The sequence below is a fragment of the Pseudomonas sp. P4_B3 genome, from assembly GCF_056402295.1.
This window is the reverse complement of the sequence record NZ_JBFUHR010000015.1, coordinates 110,429-131,770: the sequence shown is the minus strand read 5'-3', so window position 1 is coordinate 131,770 and position 21,342 is coordinate 110,429. Positions and strand designations below refer to the sequence as shown.

23 protein-coding genes, 1 tRNA gene and 1 pseudogene are annotated in these 21,342 nt (G+C 56.9%); 10 read left to right on the top strand and 15 right to left on the bottom strand.

From position 1 onward, the window contains the following. The first annotated feature begins 3 nt into the window (after positions 1-3). On the top strand, positions 4-444 hold the full coding sequence (gene tssE / locus AC1DWG_RS18930) for a type VI secretion system baseplate subunit TssE (RefSeq protein WP_477754939.1): 441 nt from the start codon (positions 4-6) through the stop codon (positions 442-444). Between the two features lie 29 nt (positions 445-473). Continuing rightward, positions 474-1,634 carry an OmpA family protein gene (locus AC1DWG_RS18925; protein WP_477788190.1) on the top strand — a complete coding sequence of 387 codons (1,161 nt, stop codon included), beginning with the start codon at positions 474-476 and terminating at the stop codon, positions 1,632-1,634. 307 nt (positions 1,635-1,941) lie between these two features. Here AC1DWG_RS18925 and AC1DWG_RS18920 read toward each other — a convergent pair whose 3' ends face one another. From AC1DWG_RS18920 to AC1DWG_RS18900, 5 genes are all read right to left on the bottom strand, one after another. Beyond that, positions 1,942-3,009 (bottom strand): alpha/beta fold hydrolase, encoded by a 1,068-nt coding sequence (locus AC1DWG_RS18920; RefSeq protein ID WP_477765014.1) that lies wholly within the window; start codon positions 3,007-3,009, stop codon positions 1,942-1,944. Between the two features lie 164 nt (positions 3,010-3,173). Next, positions 3,174-4,532: an ATP-binding protein gene (locus AC1DWG_RS18915; protein ID WP_477788189.1), complete on the bottom strand. Its 1,359-nt coding sequence runs from the start codon at positions 4,530-4,532 to the stop codon at positions 3,174-3,176. Continuing rightward, on the bottom strand, positions 4,508-5,173 hold the full coding sequence (locus AC1DWG_RS18910; RefSeq protein WP_477754943.1) for a response regulator: 666 nt from the start codon (positions 5,171-5,173) through the stop codon (positions 4,508-4,510). Before AC1DWG_RS18910 ends, AC1DWG_RS18915 begins: the two co-directional genes overlap by 25 nt. An 83-nt stretch (positions 5,174-5,256) precedes the next feature. Next, the gene (locus tag AC1DWG_RS18905) at positions 5,257-5,691 is read right to left on the bottom strand and encodes a hypothetical protein (protein ID WP_477765016.1); all 435 of its coding nucleotides are present in this window, start codon (positions 5,689-5,691) and stop codon (positions 5,257-5,259) included. Between the two features lie 27 nt (positions 5,692-5,718). Beyond that, positions 5,719-6,483: a COG4705 family protein gene (locus AC1DWG_RS18900; RefSeq protein ID WP_477765017.1), complete on the bottom strand. Its 765-nt coding sequence runs from the start codon at positions 6,481-6,483 to the stop codon at positions 5,719-5,721. A 217-nt stretch (positions 6,484-6,700) separates the two neighbouring features. On the opposite strand from AC1DWG_RS18900, the gene AC1DWG_RS18895 reads away from it, so the two are divergent. Next, the gene (locus AC1DWG_RS18895) at positions 6,701-7,210 is read left to right on the top strand and encodes a cupin domain-containing protein (RefSeq protein ID WP_477788188.1); all 510 of its coding nucleotides are present in this window, start codon (positions 6,701-6,703) and stop codon (positions 7,208-7,210) included. A 209-nt stretch (positions 7,211-7,419) separates the two neighbouring features. On the opposite strand, the gene AC1DWG_RS18890 is transcribed toward AC1DWG_RS18895, so the two are convergent. Beyond that, positions 7,420-8,486 (bottom strand): IS3 family transposase gene (locus tag AC1DWG_RS18890; RefSeq protein ID WP_477788187.1). Its coding sequence is split into 2 segments (ribosomal slippage): positions 7,420-8,249 and positions 8,249-8,486, totalling 1,068 coding nucleotides; the frame shifts between segments, so codons are not numbered across the junction. A gap of 545 nt (positions 8,487-9,031) precedes the next feature. Between AC1DWG_RS18890 and AC1DWG_RS18885 the strand changes: the two genes are divergently transcribed. Both AC1DWG_RS18885 and AC1DWG_RS18880 read left to right on the top strand, forming a co-directional pair. Continuing rightward, positions 9,032-9,107: transfer RNA gene (locus AC1DWG_RS18885), tRNA-Phe, on the top strand. Positions 9,108-9,603: 496 nt separating this feature from the next. Then, positions 9,604-9,930 (top strand): hypothetical protein, encoded by a 327-nt coding sequence (locus AC1DWG_RS18880; protein ID WP_477765019.1) that lies wholly within the window; start codon positions 9,604-9,606, stop codon positions 9,928-9,930. Here the strand turns inward: AC1DWG_RS18880 and AC1DWG_RS18875 are convergent. The 3 genes from AC1DWG_RS18875 to AC1DWG_RS18865 all read right to left on the bottom strand — a co-directional run bounded on the left by AC1DWG_RS18875 (position 9,833) and on the right by AC1DWG_RS18865 (position 11,726). Then, a complete protein-coding gene (locus AC1DWG_RS18875; protein WP_477765020.1) occupies positions 9,833-10,183 on the bottom strand; it encodes a MerR family transcriptional regulator in 351 nt (116 codons plus the stop codon). The genes AC1DWG_RS18880 and AC1DWG_RS18875 overlap by 98 nt on opposite strands. 266 nt (positions 10,184-10,449) lie before the next feature. After that, positions 10,450-10,956, bottom strand: a complete 507-nt coding sequence (gene msrA, locus AC1DWG_RS18870) for a peptide-methionine (S)-S-oxide reductase MsrA (RefSeq protein WP_477765021.1) — start codon at positions 10,954-10,956, stop codon at positions 10,450-10,452. Between the two features lie 173 nt (positions 10,957-11,129). Then, the gene (locus AC1DWG_RS18865) at positions 11,130-11,726 is read right to left on the bottom strand and encodes a DJ-1/PfpI family protein (protein WP_477765022.1); all 597 of its coding nucleotides are present in this window, start codon (positions 11,724-11,726) and stop codon (positions 11,130-11,132) included. Positions 11,727-11,891: 165 nt separating this feature from the next. Here AC1DWG_RS18865 and AC1DWG_RS18860 point away from each other — a divergent pair, with 165 nt between their 5' ends. Then, complete coding sequence (locus AC1DWG_RS18860) at positions 11,892-12,548, top strand: CHAD domain-containing protein (RefSeq protein ID WP_477765023.1); 657 nt, start codon at positions 11,892-11,894, stop codon at positions 12,546-12,548. 134 nt (positions 12,549-12,682) lie between these two features. On the opposite strand, the gene AC1DWG_RS18855 is transcribed toward AC1DWG_RS18860, so the two are convergent. Beyond that, positions 12,683-13,456, bottom strand: coding sequence for a ParA family protein (locus tag AC1DWG_RS18855; RefSeq protein ID WP_477765069.1), 774 nt, complete (start codon positions 13,454-13,456; stop codon positions 12,683-12,685). A gap of 178 nt (positions 13,457-13,634) precedes the next feature. Here AC1DWG_RS18855 and AC1DWG_RS18850 point away from each other — a divergent pair, with 178 nt between their 5' ends. Both AC1DWG_RS18850 and AC1DWG_RS18845 read left to right on the top strand, forming a co-directional pair. Next, positions 13,635-13,922, top strand: a complete 288-nt coding sequence (locus AC1DWG_RS18850) for a hypothetical protein (protein ID WP_477765024.1) — start codon at positions 13,635-13,637, stop codon at positions 13,920-13,922. Between the two features lie 114 nt (positions 13,923-14,036). Then, the gene (locus AC1DWG_RS18845; protein WP_477765025.1) at positions 14,037-14,216 is read left to right on the top strand and encodes a hypothetical protein; all 180 of its coding nucleotides are present in this window, start codon (positions 14,037-14,039) and stop codon (positions 14,214-14,216) included. 21 nt (positions 14,217-14,237) lie between these two features. Here AC1DWG_RS18845 and AC1DWG_RS18840 read toward each other — a convergent pair whose 3' ends face one another. The 3 genes from AC1DWG_RS18840 to AC1DWG_RS18830 all read right to left on the bottom strand — a co-directional run bounded on the left by AC1DWG_RS18840 (position 14,238) and on the right by AC1DWG_RS18830 (position 15,426). Then, on the bottom strand, positions 14,238-14,441 hold the full coding sequence (locus tag AC1DWG_RS18840) for a hypothetical protein (protein ID WP_477765026.1): 204 nt from the start codon (positions 14,439-14,441) through the stop codon (positions 14,238-14,240). 41 nt (positions 14,442-14,482) lie between these two features. Then, positions 14,483-14,914 (bottom strand): NUDIX hydrolase, encoded by a 432-nt coding sequence (locus AC1DWG_RS18835; RefSeq protein ID WP_477788186.1) that lies wholly within the window; start codon positions 14,912-14,914, stop codon positions 14,483-14,485. 296 nt (positions 14,915-15,210) lie between these two features. Further along, positions 15,211-15,426 carry a hypothetical protein gene (locus tag AC1DWG_RS18830; protein ID WP_477765028.1) on the bottom strand — a complete coding sequence of 72 codons (216 nt, stop codon included), beginning with the start codon at positions 15,424-15,426 and terminating at the stop codon, positions 15,211-15,213. 411 nt (positions 15,427-15,837) lie between these two features. Between AC1DWG_RS18830 and AC1DWG_RS18825 the strand changes: the two genes are divergently transcribed. Further along, positions 15,838-16,704, top strand: coding sequence for a patatin-like phospholipase family protein (locus tag AC1DWG_RS18825; protein WP_477765029.1), 867 nt, complete (start codon positions 15,838-15,840; stop codon positions 16,702-16,704). Positions 16,705-17,069: 365 nt separating this feature from the next. On the opposite strand, the gene AC1DWG_RS18820 is transcribed toward AC1DWG_RS18825, so the two are convergent. Continuing rightward, positions 17,070-18,965, bottom strand: coding sequence for a sigma-54-dependent Fis family transcriptional regulator (locus tag AC1DWG_RS18820; RefSeq protein ID WP_477788185.1), 1,896 nt, complete (start codon positions 18,963-18,965; stop codon positions 17,070-17,072). Between the two features lie 245 nt (positions 18,966-19,210). On the opposite strand from AC1DWG_RS18820, the gene AC1DWG_RS18815 reads away from it, so the two are divergent. Then, positions 19,211-21,034: an NAD(P)-binding domain-containing protein gene (locus AC1DWG_RS18815; protein ID WP_477765031.1), complete on the top strand. Its 1,824-nt coding sequence runs from the start codon at positions 19,211-19,213 to the stop codon at positions 21,032-21,034. Positions 21,035-21,130: 96 nt separating this feature from the next. Here the strand turns inward: AC1DWG_RS18815 and AC1DWG_RS18810 are convergent. Continuing rightward, positions 21,131-21,324: pseudogene (locus AC1DWG_RS18810) on the bottom strand (hypothetical protein). Positions 21,325-21,342 lie beyond the last annotated feature (18 nt).

Genomic DNA, 21,342 nt, shown 5'->3' with positions numbered 1-21,342 from the left:
GCAATGACCGATCTCAACCCTTCGCTGTATGAAATGCTCCTGCAGAACTTCGATGGCGAACTGGAACTGTATCGAGTCGGCGAAGAAGACCAGCAAATCCTGTCGGTGCTGGACAATCTGCAACGCATCCTCAATAGCCGCGCCGGCACGCTCAGCCACCTGCCGGACTACGGCTTGCCGGACATGGGCGTGATCCTGCAGGGATTGCCCGCCACGGCCCATGACCTGATGAAGACGATGAGCAAGACCCTGCTCAAGTACGAACCGCGTTTGGCCGCAGTCAGCATCGATTTGTTGGCACAGGTGCTGCCGGGCCATCTGGAGTATGCCCTCGACATGCAACTCAAAGGCGGCAAACGGGTGACCTTCGGCACCACTCTGGCGCCTGAAGGCAAGGTACTCATGCGTCACCTCAAACGGCAGAGCTACCTGTCGACGCCGTGACATCGGACAGGCAAAAGGAAGGAAAGGAAATGACCGGGTTGTTTGCGATTCATGTGCGGGCAGGTGGTGATCCACGGGACTTTGACGAGTTTGTCGCACTTCGCGATGAACTGGCCCATCTGAGCCATCCGGCGTGTCCGGACTTGGATTGGGGCCGGATAGAGCAGTTGTGCCTGGCGTTGTTCCAGAAAAATGGCGCGGATCTGCAAAGCGCTGCGGCTTTCGCGTTGGCAAACGGTCAACGCTATGGCCTGGATGGCATGGTGCAAGGGGTGTCACTGATCGAGACATTGCTCGGCGATTGGGCGGGTGTGTGGCCACCTCTGGAGTCTGCGCGCCTGGACATTCTGGCCTGGCTATTCGGTCAACTGCAGGCTTTGCTGCGGGGTGTGGCCATCAGTTCGCGGCACTTGCCGACGCTTGTCCAGTTGGGCACCGAGCTTGAGCGATTGAACGCGCGCCTGGAATGCAGGGGGCTGATTGCTCCGCAAACGCTGCTGGCATTGGCTCAACAAGTCGGCAATTTCCTGCAGCGGACGCAGGCAAGGCGCTTGTCGAACGCACCGGGGCTGCCTTCGATCAGGGAGTACGTGCCGGAATATCTCATGCCGGTGATAATCATTCCCAGCCCACCGCTGCCCGATTTATCGGGTTCAAAACAGCGAAAAAAAACGCGGCGTATCCGTCTGTGGGTGTCTGCTGTGGCCACCACCTTGATTCTGGTTTGTGGATTGTGGTGGCAGGGCTGGGTGACAATTTCGGTTACTGAGGGCGGGCCCCGCCATCTGGCCTTTTTCCAGCACAAGCAGGACATCGGCGAACCCGTGCATCTGCGCAGTCTGTCACTGTTCGAGGCAGGCAGTGCCACGCTCAAGCCCGGCTCGACCAAGGTACTGATCAATGCCTTGGTCGACATCAAGGCTCAGCCAGACCTGTTGATTGTCATCACCGGGCACAGTGATGCCACGGGCAATCCTGAAGAGAACATCAGACTGTCCCAGGCCCGCGCCGCCAGCGTGCACGACTGGATGCAACGCATGGGTGACATCCCGGCCAGTTGCTTTGCCGTTCGGGGGGCGGCCGCCAGTCAACCGATAGCCAGCAATGACACCGAGGCGGGGCGGGAAGCCAATCGTCGTGTCGATATTCGTCTGGTACCGGAAAAGGGCGCCTGTCAGTCGTCGACCTGAGGTTTGCTTCGGAAGCGGATGCCGGGGGGAGCCGATGTCCGGTTTACAGTATCAAGAGAACCTTCTTTTATTGTGGCGCTGGGCTGGACCTACCCGAACAAGGCTGAAAGGGGCATTGAACGCTGGATGACTGATCAGGTGCATACCCTGTAGGAACCGGCTTGCCGGCGATGGACTCAAGTGCACCGCGTTTATCCAGTTCACACGCGTTATCGTTTACGACCATCGCCAGCAAGCTGGCTCCTACAAGGGACCGTGCCCACGAAGGTGGTTATTCGGCAACAGCAGGCGAATGCCGGATCGGCCCTCAAAGATGATCCGCATCGATCACCGCCTTGGCGAACGCCTGCGGATCTTCCTGCGGCAGGTTGTGGCCGATGCCGCCGCTGATCAGCCGGAATTGGTACTTGCCGGTGAAACGCTTGGCGTAATCCTCGGGGGCAGGGTGGGGCGCGCCGTTGGCATCGCCTTCCAGGGTAATGGTCGGCACGCTGATGGACGGCGCCGTGGCCAGTTTCTGCTCCAGCGCTTCGTATCGGCTTTCGCCCTGGACCAGGCCCAGGCGCCAGCGGTAGTTGAACACGGTGATGTCGACATGGTCCGGGTTGTCCAGTGCCCTGGCGCTGCGGTCGAAGGTGGCGTCATCGAACGCCCATTTCGGCGAAGCCAGTTGCCAGATCAGCTTGGCGAAGTCGTGGGTATTTCTCTCGTAACCGGCGCGTCCGCGGTCAGTGGCGAAGTAGAACTGATACCACCACTGCAATTCCGCCTTGGGTGGCAGCGGGTTCTTGCCGGCTGCCTGGTTGCCGATCAGATAACCGCTGACCGAGACCAGTGCCTTGACCCGCTCCGGCCACAGCGCCGAGACAATATCGGCCGAACGCGCACCCCAGTCATAGCCACCGAGCACTGCTTGTTTGATCTTCAGGGCATCCATGAAGTCGATGACATCACTGGCCAGCGCAGCCGGCTGGCCGTTGCGCTCGGTTTCTACGGACAGGAAACGCGTATCGCCATAGCCGCGTGCATAGGGCATCAGCACCCGATAGCCCTTGGCGGCCAACAACGGTGCGACCTCGTCATAGCTGTGAATGTCGTACGGCCAGCCGTGCAGCAGGATCACCACCGGCCCGTTGGCCGGGCCGGTTTCGGCGTACGCCACGTTCAGCAGTCCGGCGTTGACATGCTTGAGCGGGCCGAAGGGCAGGGGCGCCGCCTGCGTGGTAGCGGCAGGGGTCGCCGCTGGCTGCGTGGTGGCGGCCGTTTGCGCGTGGGCCGCGCCGAGCACGCCGAACAGCGTAAGCGCGAGGATCGAAGGGCCGACCAGGTGGCGGCGAGTGTTGCGGGGGTTGCTGTTGCGCAGTGCCATCTTCATGGGATGTCTCCATTACCAGCCATGGGTCAGGGGTCCGGTCCGAGCCCCTTCAAACCTGGCTTGCATTGAAACGCGGCAATGTATCCGGCCTGTGTCGAATCGCAGGCCCGGATGAAAGTCAGTGTATCGAGAAGTCGCACTGACACACTGTAATACATAGACATTTAGCCTGAGTCTCCTTTCAACTCGATCGAGACACATAACCCGCGCTTGTTCGTCTCGTCCGAGAAACTCAGGCGCACGCGAGCGTCGGTGCGCTCGGCGATGGCCCTGACGATGGACAAGCCCAGCCCGGAGCCTGCCTCTTCGGTGCCCACACTGCGATAGAAGGGGTCGAACACGCGCAGTTGCTCATCGGCGGTGATGCCAGGGCCGGAATCCTTGACCTGAAGGATCACGGTTTCCTGTGCGAGCTCCACCGACAGGTCGACGCGTCCGCTGCAAGGGGTGTAGCGGATTGCGTTGTCTGCCAGGTTCTTGACCAGGATCAGCAGGTCCATTTCGTTGATGACGACCTGCACGTCTTCGCTACTATCAACACCGATGTCGATGTTCTTGCGTTCCGCCAGTGGTAACAGGTCCTCCAGCACCCGTCGATAGACCTCATGCACCGACACCCTGGTCTGCGGCCGCTCGGCGTTCGATTGTGCGGCGGCCAGGGCCAGCAATTGATCGATCAGCTTTCTGCTGCGCTCTATGCCGCGAGACAGCGGCAGCAGGCGCTCGACGGCTTGCGTCGGCATGGGTGTGGCTTTCAGTCGCTCGGCTTGCAGGGACAGGGCTGTCATGGGCGAGCGCAGTTCGTGGGCGGCGTCGGCGATGAAGCGGCGCTGGGTTTCCATGGACTGTGCAACCCGTGCCAGCAGGCGATTGATGGCCACGACGAAAGGGCGGATCTCGCTTGGCAGATGGTTCTCGTCGATAGGGTGCAGGGGGTGTTTGTCGCGTCGGTCTATGTCATCGGAGAGGGTGGCAATGGGGCGAAAAAGCTTGTGCACCAGATCGCTCACCACCAGCAACAGCACCGGAAACAGAATGAGAAACGGCAGCAGGCTGCGCCAGGCGCTCTCGCGTGCCTCTTTGTCGCGGACATCGGCTTCCTGGGCGACGACGATGCGCTCGCCCCGGGCGGTGGTCCTGACCAGAATACGAAAGTCTTCGCCGACGATATTCAAGGTCGACAGACCATCGGCCAGCGTCGTAGGGAAGGGCAGCGGTATGACGCTGTCGTCAGTGTGGCCGGCGGCTTTGCTGCTGTCGGCCAGGTATTGCACGATGACCCTGGATTCTTCGTCGTCGCCGGCGATTTTTTCGGCAGCGAGGTAGTGCAGGGTCATCTGCTGCCGATCGAACAGCACGGCCACGTGACGCAAGGTTTCATCCTGCATTTCATGGGCTTCGTCGAGGGCCGAGACGAATGCAAACACCCCGGCCAGCACCGCCACGATCAGGATGGCCAGCGACAGCGCGACCGACAGCCGTACCTGCACCGAGTCGATCAAGCGCTTTTTGAAACCATCCATCCCATACCCCTGACGTTCTTGATGACCTGGTTGCCCAGCTTGCGCCGCAGCGAATGAATCAGAAACTCCACGGCGTTGCTTTCCACTTCGTTGCCCCAGCCGTAGAGGCGGTCTTCGAGTTCGCTGCGCGAGAGGATCGCGCCCGGGCGGATCAACAGGGCCTGTAACAGGGCGAACTCGCGGCTGGACAGTTGCACGTCGGGGTTTTCGGCAGTGCTCGCCTGTTTCGACACCAGGTCCAGCGCCACCACGCCGTTGTCCAGCAATGACTGGGCGCTCCCGCCGTTACGGCGCAGCACGGCGCGCATGCGGGCCAGCAACTCGGCCAAGTCGAAGGGCTTGAGCAGGTAGTCGTCGGCGCCACCGTCGAGGCCGCGCAGGCGATCGTCGAGGCTGTCCCGTGCAGTGATAATCAGCAGAGGCACCGGGTTGTTGCGGGCGCGAATGCTGTCGAGGACATCGAGCCCGTCCTTGCCGGGCAACCCGAGGTCCAGCAGCACCAGGTCGTAGGGCTGGGTCTCCAGCGCCGAGAGTGCGGTAAGGCCGTTTTTCACCCAATCGGTCGCGTAGCTCGCATCACTCAGTGCGCCCTGGATGGCGTCCCCGATCATCGGGTCATCTTCGACCAGCAATATGCGCATGTCCCGCTCCGAAAAAAGGCGCGGCGGTGATGACCGTCGCGCCTGTATTGAAGCACCTGTACCGGCGTTTGTCCGCTCGGTTATTACGCGCTTTTCATCGAATCGAAGGCCTTCATCAGCTCGTCCATGCGGGCCTTGCAGTCGCTCTGTTGCGGGCTGCCGGCGCGCAAGGCGTCGAGCGCGCGGTCAATGGCCTTGTCCACGACATGCCAGTCGCTGGCGGCACGAGGCTTGATCCCGGCTTCGGCCGAGTCCCAGGCGCTCTCGAGGTCCTTGATGCGGGCTTTCGCGCCCGGCAGGTCGTTTTTATCAACGATCGTGGCAACGTCGGCGGCGATGTTGCGAAACTCGGACAGGTCACCCAGTTTTGAACCGGATTGGGTTTGTGCACTCATCGCACCGGATTGGGCGCCCGCAGTGGGCTTGTCGGCGGGCTTCGAGCAGCCGGTGGCGATGCCAAGCAGAAAAATCGACGAGACAATGGCGACGTGGCGAATGATGTGTTGAAAAGGGCGCATGACGATTCCTTGATGGACTAATAAGCGTTACTGAGTGACGGGTTTGCGGTTGCCGACGCTGATCTGCGCGACCGCCACCAGCAGGACGATGACGCACAGGAAGATCGCGCTGGTCCAGGTGGCGCCCATGCCGAGGCCACCGTAGGTCTTGGATTGGGTCAGCAAGTCGCCAAGAGAAGCACCGAACGGACGGGTCAGGATGTAGGCGATCCAGAAGGCCAGTACCACATTGGCGCCCAGGCGCCAGGCCACCAGGGTTGCAGCGAGCAGCGCGGCGAAAATCACGGCGCCGAGGGTGAAGCCCAGGCCCAGTGCTTCGGTGGCCAGGTCACCAGCCGCCGTACCGAGGGCAAAGGTGCAGAGCACGGTCGTCCAGTAAAACCATTCCCGTCGAGGAGTGACGATCTCGCGGATCGACAGGTTGTGTTCCACCCGGTACCAGACCAGAAAATTGACTGCCAGCAGGACAGAAAACACCGCCGTGCTGGTGTACAGGCTGACGTCGAGAACGTCGGTCAGGATGTCGGTAAGCTGCGTTCCGACGATACTCACCAGCACCACGGTCAGCCAGTAGATCCAGGGCGAACAGGCGGTTTTGCGCATCTGTATGAACAGGGCGATGGCCAGCAATGTCGCCATGCCGAGGCTGGTCCAGCCCAGGCCGAGGCCAGCATCGACAGCGAGAAAGTCCGCGCCGGTTTCACCCACCGTCGTGGACAGGATCTTGATCACCCAGAATGACAGCGTCACCTCGGGTACTTTGTTGAGCCATCCGGCTGTATGGGGTTTCATGGGCGGGTTGCCTCTCCTGTGCAGCGCCGAACTTGCGCAAGGGAGACGATACGCAGCGAAACTTAGCTGAGACTGAGGGGCGGGGAAGTCGAGCGGTTTTCTGGTACGGCTTCGAGCCAGAGTAAAAGCCAACTCGACTAAAGCACTATTTAGTCGAGTTATGTTTATAAATGCTGCGAATGTGTCACTAAAATCACCAATGAGAGGCGCGCGGCAAATGAATCAAAGCACCCTGCAAATTGGAGAAATGATCAAGACCCTGGGTCTTGAGCCCCATATCGAAGGTGGATTCTTTCGCAGAACCTACCAATCGGACGACCAGAACATGGTTGTAACTGCGGGTGGCCAACGGCATTGCATGACATCGATTTTTTATCTGTTGACCGAGGATTCTCCGATAGGTCATTTCCATCTCAACCAGTCAGACATCGTTCATTACTATCATCTGGGCGATCCGATTCAGTACACGCTGATTTTTCCGGACGGCACGTTGAAAACCATCGTGATGGGTCACGACGTTCTCGCCGGACAATACTTGCAGCTGCACGTGCCCGGTGGAATCTGGAAAGCTTCGCAGGTGATGCAAGGCGCTGCAGGATTCGGCTTGATCAGTGAAGCGGTTTCGCCAGGATTTGATTTCGCGGATATGGAAATGGGCGACCGGCAAGAGCTCGGTCAGCAATTTCCCGAGCATTGGACGCTGATCGAAAAGCTGACGCTTGGATGAGGTGGTTGCGTGCTTCAAGATCTGTGTGTCAGGGTCAATTCGGCAATATGGCATTACGTGTAATGTATATTATGTTAAATTATATGTCTGGGTGGAACTTCTACCAAAGGTTCTTTCAAGCTACCAATCTGTCAGTGTTGAAAATTAAATGGACAGCCTTCCGATGAACTCAACCCCTCTAGCCTGCCTTTTCCATTTGCTCCGCAGATCTATCGCAATCGATTTCGAAATTTAAACACATCACTACGAGCATCTTCCCGCGTCGTATAGATTTTCCGCTTGATTCGCTCCCGCTTTAGAAGCTGGAAAAAGCTCTCGGCTACGGCGTTGTCATGACAGTTGCCTCGGCGACTCATGCTGGCCACCAAATTGTTCGCCTTCAAAAAACTGCGCCAATCGGAGCTGCTGTACTGGCTGCCTTGGTCGGAGTGAACCATCACCTCCTGCTTCGGCTTTCGCCTCCAAACCGCCATCAATAACGCATCAATGGCCAAATCACTGGTCATCTGCGACTTCATTGACCAGCCAACGACCTGACGAGAAAACAGATCCAGCACCACAGCCAAATACAACCAGCCTTCATACGTACGAATGTAGGTGATGTCGGTGACCCAAACCTTGTTGGGTTCCACGACATCGAACTGGCGTTTCAGCAAATTGGGTGAGGCGACCGCTGGCTTACCGCCGTACTTTCCAGGGCGGCGTCGATACCCTGTCTGAGAGCGCAGACCTTCAAGACGCATCAGCCTCGCCACACGATGCCGACCACAATCTTCACCGACCTCGCGCAGATCGTCATGGATTTTGCGATAGCCATAAACGCCGCCGCTCTCCAGCCATGAATGCTTGATCAAACCCAACAGTCGCTGGTCGTCTTTGGTGCGCGCAGATTGTGGCTCAGACAACCAGGCGTAATAACCACTGGGATGGACTTTCAGCGTCAGGCAAAGCCGTCGAATCGTATAGTCGCCCGCGCGCTGCTTGATAAAGGCGTACTTCAGCCGCACTCCTTGGCAAAGTACGCGGCGGCCTTTTTTAATATGTCTCGCTCTTCTGTGACGCGCTTGAGTTCAGCTCGCAGGCGTCGCAGTTCAGCATGCTGATCATCCTCCTGCTGCCGCTCCTCTTGAGGTTTTCTGTAGCGCTTTATCCAGGCATAGAGGCTATGTGTCGACACACCAAGACGTGCCGCTACCTCAGCGACAGGCAGCTTCTTTTCGGTCACTTGATTGACCGCTTGGATTTTGAATTCTTCGGGGTAACGCGGGTTGCTCATGGCACCTCCTAATTGGCCTCAGTTTAAGGCAAAGAGGTGTCTATGAAACCCGGGGCGATTCAGAGCGATAAAACGATCAGCGTCTCTTTTGAATGAAGCGAATGACGAAACTCAAATGACGACTCCTCTCTCCAGTTGACCGATAAAGTCGAAGACAGCATTCGTTTCCGACCTCGGCTTTCCAGCTTGATGATGCGTTACGTCGAGCCGGGCCTCTTCGGCCCGAAGGTGCGATAGTAACAATCAGCCTCAGCTTCCAAGTGCAGCGCGATGGAGCTCAAACACCTCCCCCTCTCTAGTCGACCGATCAGATAGAGGACTGCTTCTGTCTCTACTCTCGTGCCCAGCATTTCCAAGGGACACCTCGAACCCAGTCCTTGCACGGGTGACTTCATACTCGCTCATGACCTGAGCCAGATAACCACCTCCAACTCACGGTTTTTGAGTTTTCCACATTACGGGAAATCGTAAGCATAGGTATTCATTGGTTTTTTTTGATTTCGTGCTTGACGCCTCAGCCGTAAAAAACGTTTAATTCCGCCGCGGCCCAGATAGCTCAGTCGGTAGAGCAGGGGATTGAAAATCCCCGTGTCGGCGGTTCGATTCCGTCTCTGGGCACCATTACTTCTAAACCCCCTGATTCCTTATGGCTTCAGGGGTTTTCTATTTGTGGGCACCGCAAACGACGATTCGAACACAACATTACTCGAACACCACCTCTCCTCTCTTCGCCCCGCAAGCGCCACCAGGTAATGGGAGGCGGGACGCTCGGCATCCGCGAAGTCTATGGTGCCTGCAGTCAGTCATGGAGCGAGAGCTGACTCGATCAAGCGCGCGTTAGGTATGGCTCGACGTACGTTTTCTATAGCAATCTCAATTGCGTCATGTGCAAAGGTTGCTTCTCGGACAAACTCCAACGCCAGGCGGCCTGCCTGTCCAACTCCGACCAACGCATCATCACAGCCCTCTTCCGCCATGCTAAGCAAATGAAGGAGAGAAACACCTTTTCGAGCCGCCTGACTTTCAGGGAAAGGTCACTCATTGAGTCCTTTTGCTGCTTTCTCCCTAAAGACGGTGCAAAGTACCTCCCATTTTTTCCTTTCCAAAGGAGCCCGCTATGCCCTTGGGTAAACGTGAACTTGCGCGGATCGAGCGCCGTTTAGTTACAACGCTTACCGATGCCTGCGAAACCGCAAAAGGTGAAATCAAAGGCTTTACCTGGCTCACCCACACAACTGACTTGAACGCCCTTGCTCAAACGCTGAAGGTGACTTGGGTGTTCGAAACGGTGACCGACAAAAAGCTCGCCCAAGCTAGCGCGAAAGCGCGGATTTTCGAGCTGACGGCTATCGCGCTGTTCGAGGCAAACGTTGTTGCAACAGCGTTAGTTGCTGCTCCCGATTCTGCAACGCCAAGATCTGCGCTTGCAGCTCTAAGCGCTTGACCTCGATGCCCTGATTGGCCAGCGCCAGAGGAAACGGTGCCTGATGTTGCTTGGCTGCCAGCAGCTCGCTCATCTCCCCCAGTTTGAACCCGACCACCTGGGCGGTGCGAATCATTTGCACCAGCGTCAAGTGATGGGCCGAGTACAGCCGATAACTGCCAAGGCGTTGTGGGGTCAGCAGGCCCAACTGCTCATACAAACGAATGGCTTTGGGAGTACACCCCGATAACTTGGCAAGCTCACCTATGTACATACAACACCCTCCCCCTCACCCAGCTCCAGCCCGCAGTTTAGTGGCTGTGGCTGGATGTTGTCTTGGTACAGCCGGCGTTCGTACAGATTCTGTCAGTGACACCGTCTTGTTAATTGAGAGGGAAGATTTGTTTTCCATCCATGGTTCGACCACTCTTGGCCGATATCTGCAGATCTTTATCGGCAATTTTTGGTCGTTTTCCGGCCCATCGCAACTGGCGTCTAACGGCAAGAAGCGGTCATCTCTGCGCCTAACAAGCGCGACTCTCAGGCGCGCTTGGGGAGCTTCCAGTTCGGGCGGATGAAGTGGCATGTGTAGCCATTCGGTATACGTTCGAGGTAATCCTGGTGCTCCGGTTCCGCTTCCCAAAAGGGCCCTGCCGGTTCGATTTCGGTGACTACTCGGCCTGGCCACAGGTGTGAAGCATCGACATCGGCTGTGGTGTCCTCGGCGATGTCACGTTGCTGTTCGCTGAGATAGTAGATCGCCGAGCGATAGCTAGGGCCTAGGTCATTACCCTGACGATTTGGCGTGCTGGGGTCGTGTATCTGGAAGAAGAACTCAAGGATCTGCCGGTAGCTAATCACGGCAGGGTCGAAGACGATCTCGATGGCTTCGGCGTGATTGCCATGGTTGCGGTAGGTGGCATTCGGCACATCGCCGCCGGTGTAACCGACCCGAGTGCGCAGCACACCGGGATAGCGCCGCAGCAGATCCTGCATGCCCCAGAAGCAGCCGCCGGCGAGAATGGCAGTTTCGGTTTGTCTGGTCATGGTCTGTCCTTCCTCTCGGGGACGTTGGGTATAGCCATTGTTATGAGGGCGTGTCGGCCAATTCCAAGGTTTCGCGCAAACAGAGCTGGAATGACCGCATTTGGCCGTCAGCTCGGGTCGGTTTCCGCCGGTCGCTTCAGGTAGAAAACGGCCAGAAGCGGTCACTGCTCGCATTAAAGAAACCGCGAAATATTCTCCATCGCACGCGTTATGTAAATATCCTTCTCACCTACCGGGGCAACGTAATGAAGCGCACTGCGTGCGGCCTCCACACCTGCAAGACGTGAAATGAACCAAGCGGACAGATACTGCGACGACAAGCACCCGCCAGCGGTTGCGACATTGCCCTTGGCCACGAACGGTTGATTGAGTACCGCCACACCGGCCTCTTCAACCCATGGCCTGGTGATCAGATCCGTGCAGGCCGGAACCTCGTCCAGCAGGCCCAGCTTTGCAAGTATGAGCGTGCCCGAGCACTGGGCGCCCAGGAGTTGGCGCGCAGGATCAAGTTTCAGGCGAGACATTAGCGCGGCATTCGCGACGACGTCCCGGGTCATTCTCCCACTACCCACCAGCACAGCGTCCGCGACGCATGCGTCCTCCAACGACATCTGCGCCTCGATCATCAGGCCGTTCATCGACAGCACCTTGTCCGTGGGGCTGGCGATAGACACTCGCCAACCTGGCTGTTGAACCCGGTTGAGGATGCCGAACGAGATGAGCGAATCAAGTTCGTTGAAACCTTCAAAGGTAAGGATGGCGATGTGCATTGTGAGCCTCGTACCAGAGAAATCTTGTGGCCCATCGTAAAACTCAACAACCAATGCACTCAAAAAATTGTAATGGATACACTCTGACTCACTACGGCAATATGGCAGTAACAATCTGCATCACCGACTCCCAGTAAAGATCTACGCTCTGTACTGATTACGAACGTGGGCACAGGCGAATCTGATGGCATTCATCGACAGGGTCGGCTGACAACACCGACGCGGGATCTGGAAGTAATGGCCAGCGAACTTGAGCTTCGGGGCATGCCTGAAGCGGCGGCCACCAGGCGTTCTCGCTTAAAAACAGATTATCGAAAAATACTCAATGATCCCGCGTTGGATGGATTGTTCGCAACCTTGGATCAATGGCCTTTTGCATTCAGGGCATCAGCGCCAGGCAATGATTCAAGGGTAATGAAACAGGTCATCGTCAAGGCGCTGACCAAGCAAATCGATAAGCTCCATCGCGCTTTGGACGATGAGCAGTTTGACCGGCACGAATTAAGAATTTTGGTAAAGCGCACTCGCTACCTTACCGAAGCATTCCCAGAATTGTCCCCGCTGTCGACGACGGCGGCGAAATCCTTGAAGGCGGTGCAATCAGCACTGGGATCCTGGCATGACCATTTCCAGTGGTGCCTCAAGGTAAAACTTGAGCCTGACCTTAAGTCGCTGGAGCACCTGTGGGCGGAGGCTTCCGTCGGAGAACTTCAACAAGCTGAAAATGAAATGCAGAAGCTGAAAATGCTGCATCCAAAAATCTCTGGCAAAAAAATGGCCGTCCCAAAGGCGGCCAAGAAAACAGGAGTTGATTCGAAGTAAGAGCTAGCGATTGCGCGCGAGCTATCGTACTGGCATTTCGATTTCAATTTTATGTTCAGCGCACGGAATCAGATGGGGAACCAAGGCGCGCTATCCCCTCGTCAGACGCTGAACTTTCAACCTTGCTGTTGCGATCAACCGGCTCGTTCCAAAGCGGAAAACAGGCTGACGAATTCCAATGACAGCTTATGGCGTGGCGCCAGATGGATCATGGGCACCGACGTTTCATGGGACTCACGCATTTTGACCGTGCTGCTCAAGTAATCCGGTAACACGGGCAAGCCTTCGGCCACCAACTCGTCGATCAGCATCTGGTGCAAGCTGGCACGTGCCACAAATTGGTTGACCACCACGCCTTCCACGATCAACGACTCATTATGGTCGGCTCGCAACTCGGCCACTTGTGCGATGACACTGTAGAGCGCCTGTCGAGAGAAGCTGTCGCAATCAAACGGAATCAACACGCGGTCGGCGGCGATCAATGCGCTGAACGTATAGAAACTCAGGGAAGGCGGCGTATCGATATAAATACGTTCGTAATCTTCGGAAAGCTCTACCAGCAAACGACGCAGCTTGTTGAACTTGAATTTGGACTCAAGCTTTGACTGCAGGTCAGCAAGCTCGCGACTGGCCGTGACCAGGTGCAGATTGGCATAGCGGGTAGCAGTGATGGCCACGCGACTCCTCTTGCTGGCCGGGCCGCTGGACAGGGTTTGCTTGAAGAAATCAGCGATCCCCATGGGGATGTCGTCACCTGTCAGCCCCGTCAGGTAGTGGGTCGAGTTAGCCTGGGGATCGAGATCCACCAGCAACGTCCTGTAGCCTTCAGCAGCGCTGACAGCCGCGAGATTGCAGGCGATGCTGGATTTGCCAACGCCCCCTTTTTGATTGAACACAGCTCGACGCATGAGGGAGGTAACCTGAAAAAGATCCCCCTCGATCATAGGATTGAAACATTTCAGTAATATTTCTACGCGACAATTTTGTTTCATTTTTAAGACAGCGGCTGCCATGCCCTGACTGCGTCACCCGACTGCAGTTAACGAGAGGCGTGTCTGTACTTACGGCAATACAAGGAAGTCGACGATGCAATGCTCGCCGGCTGAAATACGGCACCAGATCCTGGACGCCGAACTCGTGTTGAAACGACTCGATATCGAGATGGAAGGGATTCAGTTTGATCCGCTGGTGCCTTCAAGCGTCACTGCTGCCTACGCCAAGGTAGATCGGGTGATTGAGCATCTGTTGGCCCGGTTCAAAGCCAACCCCATCCTGGGGCCGTTAACAAAAGAGCTGAAATCCCAGTACCTTGACGGTATCCAAGCGAAGGTAGCGAACGCCAGAAGGTGCAATGATGTCTTGTTGGATGCCTAAACCAACATAAAACTGAAAACAACTGAAAGCATTGATCTAGAGCCTCTGTTTCATTTTGATACGTCTTCAAAATGCATTACTCTCTGCCGCACTAAACGCAAAGGGACTCTGCCAATGAATGTCAAAATCGAAGTGAATGAGCAAGGAAGCGGATGCAAGGTCTGGCTCGACGACAAAGCTGTGTCATTTCAGAACCTGGAAGAAGCGCAGGCCTATGTTGCTCAGCTGCAAGGGCGTATTGAGGCAGCATCCAGTTCGTTCGCTTTGAGGGATAAGGGCTCTGAAAACGCCTAAGTGCCGTACAGATGCAGCGCATCAGCGCAGGTGCTGGTTGTCGAAGCAGTACCTGCTCCATGCCGCGCTCGCTACGGTTACTGCATTGCGGTAGCGATCATGTTCAGCCCAATCATCCTCGTTAGAGGGGTACGGCGTGGATTCGATGTGCTTGCGAAACGCGGCGTAGGCATCTGCAAAGTCCTGTTCAAGTCGCTGAGATTCAATCCGATAGTCGCTGCCCATTGGTAGACACTCCCAGGTTCGATACTCGTTCAACGTGGACGCTAACCAGCGGCGTGAGTTGCCAAGTTATGGCCCGAGTCAGACGCGAAGTGTTTGAGCAACGACCTGATTGCCCCCTGAACAGAACGCTTGTCCAAATCCTTTGCGCTGAACCAGCGGCAATCATCAATCTCGTTGCAGGCACGAGGCTTCTGATTGAACGTCCGCCGGGCCTCGAACAAAAAATGAATGACCTTGTCGTCCTCGTACTCACAGACATAAGAGATTTGATCGATAGCCAATCCTGTCTCCTCTGCCATCTCCCGTAAGGCCGCTTGCAAAGGCGTCTCGCCCTGTTCGACTCGTCCACCCGGTAGATTCCACTTGGCGTTGCGTTTGCGCACAAAAAGGATTTGCTCATCCTGGCGTAGGATGACTGTCGCCCGTCGTTTAAGGTCTTTGAAATTCGCGTCAGTGGAGTGCTGGCTGCCCATGAGTGATGCCTTCAATCTGTCCCTTGGCGAGGTAAGTCAAATCACGCACGGATCAATGACTCTAAAACCATCCTCCCTCATGTAGGTGTCAATATCATGACCGACACCACACTCTAACGGGCAACTGCCATTCCAAGCGGAAGGCGCGCTCGCGAATATGTACCTACAAAACACTGCAGACTTTCTCGATGCCATCTATTGGAGATAATGAGTCAGAAACGTCCACCGATGTTTCGGTAACGTGACCCTGGTTTGACGTGAGCGCGTATCTACTTCTTCGCCCGCCGGTGAAGACGTCACGCAAACTTGATGGATCCGCCTTGGATATCGTCCCGCGCCATTCGCAATTCATTGGCGTCTTGGTTGAGCCGATGAATCAGGTTGAGTAACCGCTGGCGAAGCACTTCGTCTTGCAGTTGCTCGGCCGCACGCATCACATCCAGCGCCGCGCTCTCATTGTTGGTGGCGACAGCATCGAGCAGTTTGCGCATGCTTCTTGATGGCCGATTCATCTCCAACCCTCCTAGGTTTCGGTGGTGCGAATCATATGGCCGGAATGTTTCGTCAATGTTTCAGCTGCACGAACTGGTTTTGAATCACCGGCTCCGGCTGGTTTCCCGTTCCAAAAGTACGTTTTGAAGGCGCTCCAGGTTAAGTCGCTGACTCTCAACCTCGGCTTCCTCTTGAGCCTGATAGGTGTTCTTGAGACGTAGTTTCTCTTCGTTGTCATAGACGTTCATTCCTATGGACGGAGTCTCGCAGTAGAACCGCGCTCCGTTGCGCATTGATCCCGTTTCCATTGGGATTCAGTATCGTCCGGAACTCCAAGCTTGCGACGTCTCGATCATTTGGCGAGCACCCGGAAGTAACGCCGACCCGCCAGCTACACTGATTCGATACATTTCTGCACAGAGACTTCGACCATGGCGACCAAAACCGCAATCGTATTCGCTGGCGGCGGCAGCTTGGGTGCTGTCCAAGTGGGTATGTTGCGGGCCTTGGTCGAGGCCAACATTCGATTCGACATGGTGGTGGGCGCTTCGGTGGGTGCCATCAACGGTGCCTATTTTGCCGCAAGACCCGATTCCGAAGGCGTCGAGGCGCTCGCAAATTTTTGGCGGGGCCTACGTAAAACAGACATCTTTCCCCTGTCCTGGCTCGATACCTGTAGAGGACTGATCAAACGGCGTAGCTTTCTGTTGCAGCCGGCGGCTTTGAACCAACTGTTGGATCAGGCACTGCCTATACACCGCATTGAGGATGCGGCGTTGCCCCTGCACATTGTCACCACTAACCTGCTGAGCGGTGCCGAGACCGTTCTGTCCAGTGGCGAACTCCGACAGGCATTACTGGCCAGCGCTGCCATCCCGCTGGTATTCCCCTGCGTAAAGATTGCCGATCAATTCCTGATTGACGGTGGCGTGGCAAGCAATACACCTATTTCAACTGCCGTAGCCCTGGGCGCCACCAACGTAGTGGTGGTTCCTACAGGAATGAGTTGCGCCCTACCACAACCGCCCCGAGGCTTGATCGCCTTAGCCCTACATACCGTCAACCTGATGAGCATGCGCCAGTTGGTGAGTGACATCGAACACTTCCGCACTCTCACCAGCCTACACATCGTCCCGCCCTTGTGCCCTGTGGATGTCTCGGTGTTCAACTTTGACCAGACCGAGTCTTTGCTGCAGCGCGCCTATGAGCAGACCCTCCGGTGGCTGGAGCGTGGGGGGCTCGAACGCACCAAGGTACCTGGTGCCCTGACCATCCATTCACATGCCCATGAGCATTGAGTGATGGCTCAATGCGTGCTGCGCTTAATCGCCAGGGGCATTTCGGATGGGCAGGCCGTACTACTTATGACCGTCCAGAAGGACGCCATCTGTACCTCCATCAGGAACACCAAAAGCTTAGCCGGGCCCAGTTGGCCCGAAGTAGCGACTTTAGGAAACTGGCGTGGGCGCTTTATCAGCTACCAGCGAGGCAAGAATACCTTGGCTAAATCCCATATGAAGGCCACATATGTGTCATACGGAGCTGGCATCGTGTCGTGCACGAACACATGGTTGCTTCTAGCATTAGCGCCCTCTCCTGCTCGACCTCTATCGCCTCAGTCCAAGTCCACAGAGGCAGGAAACGCGACGATGTCATTCTGCATTCAACCGGGTCGTGAAATACCGTGATGGCGCAGTTTGCGATAGAGCGTATTGCGGCTGATCCCTAGGCGGGCGGCAACATGGGCGATATGCCAGTGTTCCGCCTCAATCAACGTTAGCAGCGTCTGCCGCTCGGATACTCCAAGCGGATTTTCGGCCAGCGCGGCTGTCGCTGGCGCTGCCGGCAGCAACTCCGCCAAATCGTCCAGGATGACACGCCCCTCCAAAGCCAACGCTACCAGTGTGCGCAGACACGTACGTAGCTGCCGAACATTGCCTGGCCAAGGCTGCGCCAGCAAGCGCTCTCTGACACCCGCTTCCAGCCGAACTCTTGCCCCTGCTGTCTCCTCGCGCAGCAATAGGTCGAGCAAACTGCCCTTGTCTGATCGTTCGCGCAGCGGCGGGAGCTGCACGGCGAACCCTGCAACTCGATAGAAAAGATCTTCGCGAAAACGCCCTTCGGCCACACAGGCGTGCAGATCCTGGTGGCTGGCACTGATAAGGCGTACGTCGAGCGGACGTGCCGTCGCGCCGCCTAGCGGCACCACCTGACGCTCCTCCAGCACACGCAGCAGGCGAGTCTGTAACGCCAGTGGCATATCGGCGATCTCATCGAGAAATAGAATGCCGCCATGGGCCTGCTCCAGCTTACCGATCATCCCGTCCTTGCGTGCGCCGGTGAAGCTGCCGCCGCGATAGCCGAACAGCTCGCTCTCGATCAGCGTTTCTGGAATGGCCGCGCAATTGATCGCCACAAACGGCTGGTTCGCTCTGGAGCTGGCACGATGCAGCGCCGCAGCAAAAGCTTCTTTGCCGGTACCGGTTTCGCCCTGTAAAAACACCGGAACGTCACGCTCCAAAACACGCAATGCGCGAGCAAAGCCGCGTTGCAGGCGCGGGTCTTCCAGACACACGTGCACGTCGTTAATTTTGGGGATTGCAGGAGTAACTAAAGGCACCTGGCGTAAGGGTTCTCGCAACTGTCCGTAGAGCAGGCGTCCGTCCACCAGCCGCATTGGCCAACAGACACTCGGCTGAGAGCTGGCCTGACTCATCACCTGATCGATAGGTGTTTCCAGCAGCATCGTCAGAGATTGCCCAACCACCTGGTCACGACTGAGGCCCAGCAGATCCAGCGCAGCATCATTAACTGAACAGATACGGGCACTCTCGTCGAAACTGAGCAGACCTTCACCCAGCAGCCCAACGAAGCCTGCCTCAGGGTGGAAGCGCAGCAAGTATCGCTGCGGATCATGCCCTAAGAAAAAACAGCTCTCGATCAACTTGGCTGACAGGTTGGTCAACGCCATGGCCTTGAAGCGTTGCTGAAGACTGTGTTCCTCCCGCACAGAGGAGAGGTTGAGCACGGCAAGCAACTCTCCGTTCGCATCAAATATCGGGCTAGCCGAACACGTTAAGCCGACGTGCTTACCACGGAAATGTTCATCACGACGGATGGTTACGTGCTGTCGCTCGACCAAGCAGGTGCCGACACCGTTGGTACCCTCGCAATCCTCGCTCCATACCGAACCGAGCCACAGTCCGGAACGCTGGAACTCGGCTCGTTCGGTTTCGTTGAACACACTGTCAATCGCCACACCGCGGGCATCGGTGAGTAGCACCACGTGGCCGTCACGCCCGAGTTGTTGGTGCAAACTGCTCATCTGCCAGTGCGCCACGGAGATGATGTGTTCCAGTGGCGCGCGGTGATCCTGTAAGCGTGGGTGCTCAACTACATTAGGCGCGCGGCGGCTGGCGGGATCGAGCTGATGCTGATCCAGGCACCGGCGCCAAGATCGTGTGATGGCCAGGTCAGCAGTATGGCCGTGGCTGGCGGGAGTGCCCTGCACGGCTTGTAGCACTTGTTGTGCATGGGCGTTGATCAAGGCCGGCTTCATTGTTCTTGTTCTCCGCTACGGTTAGGACACGGGGCTATTCGCAGCTTATATGAAAAGACTGCAACGAGCGCTCTTTGCGCCGCGTGACACTCTGTCATCCGCCGTTCCCAAAATCGTGACATAGATCCGAGTCAAAGCCTGAATACTACTGTGGCAGCCGCTCTGCAACGGGGCTTTCATGAAGATGGCCCGGGCCTTGCTCTAGGGCAAGTTGTTACAAAAACAACAAGATCGGGAGAGGCTCCATGAACATCGCTATCGAAACACCTCTGCAAACGCCAACTGCTCAACTCGCGGCCTGGGTCGAAAACCTCGGCGAGCGTCTCGCCCAACGTGATTTGGACGGTGCGCTGGAATTATTTGCCGAAGAGTGTCACTGGCGTGACCTGCTACTTTTCAGCTGGAACTTAGTGACCTTGGAAGGCAAGCCTGCCATCCGAGACATGCTCGAAACACGCCTCGACCGGACTCGTCCTGAGCGATGGAAACTGGAAGGTGAGGCGACGCTGAATAACGGTGTGCTCGAAGGTTGGATCAGCCTGGAAACCAATGCGGCGCGAGGTAAAGGCTACGTGCGTCTAAAGGAGGGCCTGTGCTGGACGCTGCTGACGACCATGCGCGAGCTCAAAGGCTTTGAAGAACCCAGCGGCCGCCGTCGTCCAATGGGTGCCAATCATGGTCACGCCCATGCCGACAAACGCAACTGGCTAGAGCGCCGTCGTGATGAAGAAGCTTCGCTAGGCATCAACACCCAACCTTACTGCCTGATTGTGGGCGGCGGCCAGGGTGGGCTGGGGCTCGCTGCGCGGCTCAAGCGAATGGGCGTGCCAACTCTGATCGTCGACAAAGCCGAGCGTCCTGGCGATCAGTGGCGCGGTCGCTACAAGTCGCTGTGCCTACACGACCCTGTCTGGTACGACCATATGCCTTACCTGCCCTTCCCCGATCACTGGCCAGTCTTCACCCCAAAAGACCAGATTGGCGACTGGCTGGAAATGTACACCAAAGTCATGGAGCTCAATTATTGGCCGCGTACAGAATGCGTGAGCGCCAGCTTTGACGAGCAAAGTGCCACCTGGAAGGTTGAAGTGCAGCGCGATGGCGAGCGTGTGACTCTACAGCCTACCCAGTTGATCCTCGCTACCGGCATGTCAGGCGTACCCAATGTTCCTAGTTATCCGGGTGCCGAGGTTTTCCATGGCCAGCAGCATCATTCCAGTCGCCATCCCGGCGGAGACGCCTGGAGCGGCAAGCGCGCGGTGGTCATCGGTGCGAACAATTCGGCTCACGATATCTGCGCCGACCTAGTGGAGAACGGTGCCGAGGTGACCATGGTGCAACGCTCGAGCACCCACATCGTGCGTTCCGACAGTTTAATGGATTTCGTCTTCGGCGGGCTCTACTCGGAAGACGCCCTGGAGACGGGTTTGACCACGGACAAGGCCGACATGCTGTTCGCCTCTATCCCCTACAAAGTCATGCCAAGCTTTCATCAACCCATCTTTGACGCGATCAAGGAGCGTGACAAGGACTTCTACGAGCGCTTGGCCAAGGCCGGCTTCATGCTCGATTTCGGTGACGACGAGTCTGGCCTGTTTATGAAGTACGTACGCCGTGGTTCTGGTTACTACATCGACGTCGGCGCATCCGAACTGATCGCTAATGGCACGATCAAGCTCAAGAGCGCGCCTGGCCTGGGTGTCGAACGCATCGAAGCAGATGCCGTCGTACTCAACGATGGCAGCCGACTCCCGGCAGATCTGATCGTCTACGCCACGGGCTATGGCTCAATGAATGGTTGGGCGGCGAAGCTGATTTCCCAGGAAGTAGCTAACAAGGTCGGCCGCTGCTGGGGCTTGGGTTCTGGAACCACGAATGATCCTGGCCCGTACGAGGGCGAACTGCGGAACATGTGGAAGCCAACACAACAGGAAAACCTCTGGTTCCACGGTGGCAACCTGCATCAGTCACGGCATTATTCGCTGTATCTGGCGCTGCAGTTAAAAGCGCGCTTCGAAGGTATCGACACATCCGTCTATGGCCTTGCCGAGAGTCACCACATTGGCTGAGTCAAATGGCGCCCAGCCGTAGTTGGGCGCCGTTCCACAATGCCCCGGACGCAGCTTATGGATACCTGCCAAAAGAGGGGGTCACTGTGTCCAGTTTCAGCGTACAAAAGCCTGATGGCCGGCGTAAGCAGCTGCTTGCCCCAGAGATTTCCCAATCCGTAAAAGTTGATTGTACTTTTCCAGACGCTCCCCTGATAGGGAGCACCTGGTTTGAGGTGCCCGGTTCCGAGCGCGACTGTCAGATCAGCAATAGAGTTGTCCGTGGTTTCTCCACTACGGTGAGAAACCATCGCCCCAGCCTGCTTTAT

Bases quoted from the DNA above. Each gene is read 5' to 3' on its own strand.
- tssE (WP_477754939.1), top strand. From the start codon at position 4: ATGACCGATCTCAACCCTTCGCTGTATGAAATGCTCCTGCAGAACTTC.
- AC1DWG_RS18925 (WP_477788190.1), top strand. From the start codon at position 474: ATGACCGGGTTGTTTGCGATTCATGTGCGGGCAGGTGGTGATCCACGG.
- AC1DWG_RS18920 (WP_477765014.1), bottom strand. From the start codon at position 3,009: ATGAAGATGGCACTGCGCAACAGCAACCCCCGCAACACTCGCCGCCAC.
- AC1DWG_RS18915 (WP_477788189.1), bottom strand. From the start codon at position 4,532: ATGGATGGTTTCAAAAAGCGCTTGATCGACTCGGTGCAGGTACGGCTG.
- AC1DWG_RS18910 (WP_477754943.1), bottom strand. From the start codon at position 5,173: ATGCGCATATTGCTGGTCGAAGATGACCCGATGATCGGGGACGCCATC.
- AC1DWG_RS18905 (WP_477765016.1), bottom strand. From the start codon at position 5,691: ATGCGCCCTTTTCAACACATCATTCGCCACGTCGCCATTGTCTCGTCG.
- AC1DWG_RS18900 (WP_477765017.1), bottom strand. From the start codon at position 6,483: ATGAAACCCCATACAGCCGGATGGCTCAACAAAGTACCCGAGGTGACG.
- AC1DWG_RS18895 (WP_477788188.1), top strand. From the start codon at position 6,701: ATGAATCAAAGCACCCTGCAAATTGGAGAAATGATCAAGACCCTGGGT.
- AC1DWG_RS18880 (WP_477765019.1), top strand. From the start codon at position 9,604: ATGCCCTTGGGTAAACGTGAACTTGCGCGGATCGAGCGCCGTTTAGTT.
- AC1DWG_RS18875 (WP_477765020.1), bottom strand. From the start codon at position 10,183: ATGTACATAGGTGAGCTTGCCAAGTTATCGGGGTGTACTCCCAAAGCC.
- msrA (WP_477765021.1), bottom strand. From the start codon at position 10,956: ATGACCAGACAAACCGAAACTGCCATTCTCGCCGGCGGCTGCTTCTGG.
- AC1DWG_RS18865 (WP_477765022.1), bottom strand. From the start codon at position 11,726: ATGCACATCGCCATCCTTACCTTTGAAGGTTTCAACGAACTTGATTCG.
- AC1DWG_RS18855 (WP_477765069.1), bottom strand. From the start codon at position 13,456: ATGCGTCGAGCTGTGTTCAATCAAAAAGGGGGCGTTGGCAAATCCAGC.
- AC1DWG_RS18850 (WP_477765024.1), top strand. From the start codon at position 13,635: ATGCAATGCTCGCCGGCTGAAATACGGCACCAGATCCTGGACGCCGAA.
- AC1DWG_RS18845 (WP_477765025.1), top strand. From the start codon at position 14,037: ATGAATGTCAAAATCGAAGTGAATGAGCAAGGAAGCGGATGCAAGGTC.
- AC1DWG_RS18840 (WP_477765026.1), bottom strand. From the start codon at position 14,441: ATGGGCAGCGACTATCGGATTGAATCTCAGCGACTTGAACAGGACTTT.
- AC1DWG_RS18835 (WP_477788186.1), bottom strand. From the start codon at position 14,914: ATGGGCAGCCAGCACTCCACTGACGCGAATTTCAAAGACCTTAAACGA.
- AC1DWG_RS18830 (WP_477765028.1), bottom strand. From the start codon at position 15,426: ATGAATCGGCCATCAAGAAGCATGCGCAAACTGCTCGATGCTGTCGCC.
- AC1DWG_RS18825 (WP_477765029.1), top strand. From the start codon at position 15,838: ATGGCGACCAAAACCGCAATCGTATTCGCTGGCGGCGGCAGCTTGGGT.
- AC1DWG_RS18820 (WP_477788185.1), bottom strand. From the start codon at position 18,965: ATGAAGCCGGCCTTGATCAACGCCCATGCACAACAAGTGCTACAAGCC.
- AC1DWG_RS18815 (WP_477765031.1), top strand. From the start codon at position 19,211: ATGAACATCGCTATCGAAACACCTCTGCAAACGCCAACTGCTCAACTC.